At 66.2% G+C, this 3,969-nt stretch carries 2 protein-coding genes; one reads left to right on the top strand and one right to left on the bottom strand.

Going from position 1 to position 3,969, the window contains the following annotated elements:
• A partial coding sequence (locus A5634_RS28530; protein WP_065142469.1) for a beta strand repeat-containing protein occupies positions 1 to 2,115 on the top strand: 2,115 nt, incomplete at its 5' end.
• 110 nt (positions 2,116 to 2,225) lie between these two features.
• Here the strand turns inward: A5634_RS28530 and A5634_RS02280 are convergent.
• A partial coding sequence (locus A5634_RS02280) for an ATP-binding protein (RefSeq protein WP_437339934.1) occupies positions 2,226 to 3,969 on the bottom strand: 1,744 nt, incomplete at its 5' end.

The following is a 3,969-nucleotide window of genomic DNA, read 5'->3' as shown; positions in this document are numbered from 1 at the left end:
GGCATCAACGCCCTGGTCGACTTGGCCGGCAACTTCGCACTACCGCCATTGACGTTGCCGCCGTTCACCATTCCGCCGTTCCCGACCCTGCCCGCACTGCCCAACCTCGGTGCAACGATCACCGGCGGCATCAACGCCCTGGTCGATCTGGCCGGCAACCTGGCCATCCCGCCGTTCGCGATTCCGCCGTTCACGCTGCCGCCGTTCCCGACGCTGCCCGCACTGCCCAACCTGGGCGCCACGATCACTGGCGGCATCAACGCCCTGGTCGACTTGGCCGGCAACTTCGCACTACCCCCATTGACGTTGCCGCCGTTCACCATTCCGCCATTCCCGACCCTGCCCGGACTGCCCGACCTGAGCACCGCCATCAACGCAGCCCTCTCCGGCAACCTCAGCCTGAGCCTCAACGGACTGTCCGCCGCCTTCAACGGAGCACTCACCGGCGGCCTCAACGGCCTGTCCGCAGCCATCAACGGCGCCTTCAACGGCGGACTGCCCGCCCTGGTCGCCAACCTGCAACTCCCGCCGTTCGCGATCCCGCCGTTCGCGATTCCGCCGTTTAGCTTGCCGACCCTGCCCAACATCGGCGGAGCTATCACCGCGGGTCTGGACACGCTGGTGGACGTCGGAACCACCCTGGCCGGCAGCTTGGCCCTCCCGCCGCTGACACTGCCGCCGTTCACCTTCCCGAGCGTGCCGTTGAACCTGCCCGCCCTATCGGCGGCACTCACCGGCGCACTCTCGGGCAGCCTCGGCGCCAGCTTCAACAACCTGAGCGCGGCCTTCAACGGCGCGTTCTCCACCGGGCTGAACAACCTCAATGCCGCGGTCAACGCAGCGTTCTCCGGCGGACTGCCGGCCTTGTCAGGCGCTATCAGCGGCGCCTTCAATGGCGGCCTCAACGCAGCGGTCAACCTGGGTCAGACACTGGTGGCCGGCTTCCAACTCCCGCCGCTAGCGCTGCCGCCGTTCACGTTGCCGCCGTTCACGTTGCCGCCGTTCAGCTTCCCGAACCTGCCCGCGTTCGACTTGCCGACGCTCTCCGCCGCGCTGAGCGGGGCACTTTCGGGCAGCCTCGGCGCCAGCTTCACCGGTCTCTCGGCTGCTCTCAGCGGTGCTCTCACGGGCGGCCTGCCTGCCCTGAACGCGGCGATCGCCGGCGGGTTCTCCGGCTTCCAGGCCGGGCTCAGCGGCCTGATCAATGCCGGACAGAACCTGATCGGAGGCTTCAGCGCCACCTTGCCGGCACTCAACCTGCCTGCTCTGGGAGCCGCCTTCAACGCTGCCCTGACCGGTGGGTTCAACGCCAGCCTCAATGGCTTGAACGCAGCGTTCACCGGAGCCTTCGGCACCGGCCTCAACAGCCTCAACGCCGCTATCGACGCCGCGTTCTCCGGCGGACTGCCCGCGATCACCGGGGCATTCAGCGGTGGGTTGACCGCGCTGCAGACCGGATTCAACGGTTTGATCAGCACCGGACAGACGCTGGCAGGAAGCCTGAACACTGCGCTGGACACCGCCCTCAACGGAGCCTTGACGGGCGGGTTCAGCGCCAGCCTCAACGGCTTGAACGCAGCGCTCAGCGGCGGGTTCGCCGGCCTCAACGCAGCGCTCACGGCCAGTCTCAGCGCCGACGTCGCCACCCAACTGGGCGCGGCACTTTCGGGAGCCTTCAACTCAGGCCTCAACGGCCTGGTGGATGCCGGTGAAGCGTTGTCCGCCAGCCTTTCTGCCGGCCTCGGCGGCTTGACGCAGACCGGAGCGGGAGTAGCTGGCAACCTGCTAGCTGCACTGTCCGGAAGCGGTGAAACCGGGATGGCCCTGGCCAGCATCTGGACCAATGCCGTGGCACAGGTGGCCGGCGTCTTCGGTGATGCCGTGGGCGCAAGCTTCGGAACTAGCCTCGCAGGATTTGGCCAGACCGGCGGGGCGCTGACAACGGGAATCCAAAGCGCCCTGACAGGGCTGACTCAGACCGGCGGCGCCTTCCTGCTCTCGCTGAATGACACTGCTGCCAACTTCGCTGTTGCAGCCAGCAGCGCGTTGCTCAACCTTCAGCTCGCCCTGCAGGCCGCTCTGAACGGAAGCTTCGGAGTTCAGGTCGGTACTTAATCCGAAGAGCCCCCGACGACGCGGCACCGGGCGTTCCGCTGGTTATCGTTGGCGAGCAGCCGGCACACCAGCGAACTCCGGTGCCGCGTCCATTGCAGCGGCGCGGCAACCTACCTAGCGGCTGCCGCAGCGTGCTGGGAATAGCGCTGCAGCGTCGAACGCACGCGTGCCACGGCCTCTGGGCCGTCGGCCGGCGAATCGCCGTAGGCCGCGAAGCGCTCTGCGCCCAGGCTTTGCTGGAGTGCGCTCAATTGCTCGTCATGCAGGGGTGTTCCCTTACCCGCCTTCAGCTGCGCCCAATGCAGGAAAGCCACGTCATCCTCGGCGCCCAGCCGCATCAGGAGCCTGGTGACGTAACGCAGAGAGATCCACAGCTCGGTCCAGTCCCCGACGCGATCCCAATGGTCAAGCACTTCGTCGAACATCTGCGCGGCGACGACGGGATCGCCGTGCACCGCACGTGTCGAGGCGGCCTCCATCAACGCGATGCCGTACCACCAGAAGTTCTGCACGTCCCCGGCCAGCCCTGCCGCTTCGTCGAACAAAGCTAAAGCCCGCCCGGGATCGGACCTCTTAAGCAAAAACCCCAGTCCGAAATAAGCCGTCGAGCGGGCCGTCGGATTTCCGGTCGCCTCGGCGATCTCGACGCCCTCCTGCGCGCTGGGCAGATGTGAATCAAAATCACCGCCCAGCACACCGTGTAGGACGGCGCGCGTCGACAGTGTCTGACCGAGCCGGATCAGATCACCGCTGCTGCGAGCCTGAGCGGCCTGATCCTGCCAGTACGTAAGAACACGGTCGACTTTTCCCTCGAAAAGGTCTACGTCGGCAAGTACATCCCCCGGGTAAGCGATCCGCGAGGTACCGGGCATCGGGACCCGTCCGCCAGCCATATCCGCCAGATTTCGCGCCCGGACATACTCACCGGCGCCCCAGGCGCCCCTGGCGGCCATGCCCACCGCGGCAGGAAAGATCGGGTGGTCGGGGTCGGCGACGGCAACGACACGTTCGGACCATCGGAAGACTTCGTACCCGACCCGTACACCGAGAATCTCGCCACACGAAGCCACGAGACGCAGTGCCAGATCGGTGTCGTGTTCGGTCATCGCCCGCTCGAACGCCGCGCGCAAGTTGTCGTAGTCGGGAAGCATCCGCTCGATCCACTCGCGTTCGTCGGCGGTCTCCAGCCCGGCCAAGGCTCGCTCGGCGAGTTCGGTGAAATATTCGGCGTGCCGGATCGCCAGCTGCTTCTCGATGCCCTGTTCCTGCAGGCGTTCCTGCCCGTAGGCGCGCAGCGTTTCCAGGACGCCGTAACGGGTGTGGTCGGTCATGCTGCGCACCACCACCATCGACTTATCCACCAAACCGGCCAACACCTCTAACGTGTCGTCCTCGGCCGAACCCACCACCCCACACACCCCATGGGCCGCAGCCAAATCAAACGAACCCGCAAACACCGACAACCGCGCAAAAAACACCTGCTCAGACTCACTCAACAACCGATACGACCAATCAATCGTGGCCGTCAAACTCTGCTGCCGAGGCAACGCACCCCGCATCGCCCCCCGCAAAAACCCCAACCGATCCAACCGCCGCGCCACATCCGAAACACTCATCACCCGCATCCGCGCCGCCGCCAACTCCACCCCCAACGGCAAACAATCCACCCGCCGACAAATCTCCGCCACCGCACCCACCGGCTGCGCATCCAACACAAACCCCGGCGCACTCGCCCGCGCCCGCTCCCCAAACAACCTCATCGCATCACCCACCGACAACGGCGCCACCGCAATAATCTGCTCCCCCTCCACCCCCAACGGCTGCCGACTCGTGGCCAAAACCGACACCCCCGCA

The sequence above is a fragment of the Mycobacterium asiaticum genome (assembly GCF_001673365.1).
Classification (GTDB): domain Bacteria; phylum Actinomycetota; class Actinomycetes; order Mycobacteriales; family Mycobacteriaceae; genus Mycobacterium; species Mycobacterium asiaticum_A.
Note: the sequence above shows the minus strand (reverse complement) of the source record. Positions and strands in the feature narration are given on the sequence as shown.